Origin of the sequence: Endozoicomonas sp. ONNA1 (assembly GCF_024606325.1) — a bacterium.
Classification (GTDB): domain Bacteria; phylum Pseudomonadota; class Gammaproteobacteria; order Pseudomonadales; family Endozoicomonadaceae; genus Endozoicomonas_A.
Window position 1 is genome coordinate 1 of sequence record NZ_JAHHPN010000878.1, and the last position, 1822, is coordinate 1822.

Sequence of the window (1822 nt, forward strand, 5' to 3'; positions counted from 1 at the left end):
CTCCTTCTCGTCCATGAACAGTGGCAAGGGCATGCTCAACCATGAGGATGTGAAAGAAGTGCTGGGCTGGCCGGAATGGAAAGACAAGGATAACGAGTTCAATATATTGCTGTTTCGCGCATTCTCGTCCATGAACAGTGGCAGAGGCACACTCAAACACGACGACGTGAAGGAGGTGCTGGGCTGGCCGGAATGGAAAGATAAGGATGGCAAGTTTGGTATGGAGCTTTTCCGCGCTTTCTCTTCCATGAATAGTAGCAAAGGCATGCCCAAACATGAGGAAGTGAAAGAAGTGCTGAGCTGGCTGGAATGGAAAGACAAGGATGGCGAGTTCAATATTGAACTGTTCCGCGCTTTCTCGTCCATGAATAATTGCAGAGGCTTGCTAAAACATGAGGAAGTGAAAACAGTGCTGAACTGGCCGGAATGGAAAAACAATGATGGTGATTTCAGTATGGAGCTGCTCCGCTGTTTTTCCTCCATGAATAATAGCAAAGGCACGCCCCGGCATATAGAAGTAAAAGAGATGATGGGCTGGCCGGAATGGAAAGACAAGGATGGTGAGTTCAGTATAGAGCGGTTCCGATCTTTCTCGTCCATGAATCATAACAAAGGCATACTAAGACACGAGAGAGTGAAAGAGGTACTGGGCTGGCCGGAATGGCAAGACGAGGATGGAGAGTTCAATATGGAGCGTTTTCGCGCCTTTTCGTCCATGATGAATAGCAGCAAAGGCAAGCTCAAACATGAGGTAGTGAAAGAGGTGCTGGGCTGGCCGGAATGGAAAAACAAAAATGGTGAGTTCAATATGAAGTTGTTCCGCGCCTTTTCTTCTATAAATAACGGTCAGGGCGTGCTCAAATATAAGCAGGTCAAAGAGGTGCTGAGCTGGCCGGAATGGAAAGACGAGGATGGCAAGTTCAGTATGGAGCGGTTCCGCGCTTTCTCGTCCGTAAATCATGGCCGGGGACTGCCCAAACACGAGACAGTGAAAAAAGTGATGGGCTGGACACGTTGCGGTGGGGCATCCAGTGATCTGCTTCTGGAAATTATAACCAGACTCTGGAAGTCAGAAGGGCTACCTGCTACTGAGGTGCTGCAACAGCAGGAAACACAACTGAAACAGTGGCTTTTTACAGAATTTACTGAAAATGATAGCGACTTAGAGGATGAAGAGGACGACAAATACAATCTCCAGACAAAAACAGTTGCACTTTACCTTTCCACCTCTAAGCCTGACTGGTCACTGAACTGGGCTGCTTTAAAGCAATTTCACCAACTCCTTGAAAAGACTCAAGCCGTTCCGATGCTGGAATCATTAATAAAGCTTCTGTCTTCTTATGGGGGAAAAGGTATCGAGCACTACCTCCGGGCTAATCGACAGGACCGGGATTTTTTGTGGCGTTACTCGGGTAAAGCTGTGCCTTTGCACCTGTTAAATAAGTCAATGATTCTGTTTTCTTCCAATGAATTGAGGGCGCGTTTTGTCTACTTTGTCAAGCGGCTGAAGTCATTGCCGGATAAAAGCTTATGGGATCAGTACTCGGCCCGGTTACAACCATTATCGGGAGTCTTGAAACACGACTACATGAAAAGACTCTACTGGGAAATCCTGCAACCCCTGACAAAGGAAGATCAGCTGCGTTTTCTGGACGCGAGTCATGCCGAAGCAGTATTCAACCTGTTTCCCTCGTTGAGCGCTCTGCATAAACTCGGCAAAGAGCATTCCTCTCAATCGTTAAAACGACTGCTTGAAGCCTGCCTTGGACTAAAAACCCATGACATCACCAAAGAAGGCATCCAGATACTCTTTGAAGCGCTA

1 protein-coding gene is annotated in these 1822 nt (G+C 47.4%); it reads left to right on the plus strand.

Features of this window, described 5'->3' with window-relative positions; all coding sequences use genetic code 11:
• A partial coding sequence (locus tag KDK19_RS20885) for a hypothetical protein (protein WP_257255282.1) occupies nucleotides 1-1822 on the plus strand: 1822 nt, incomplete at both ends.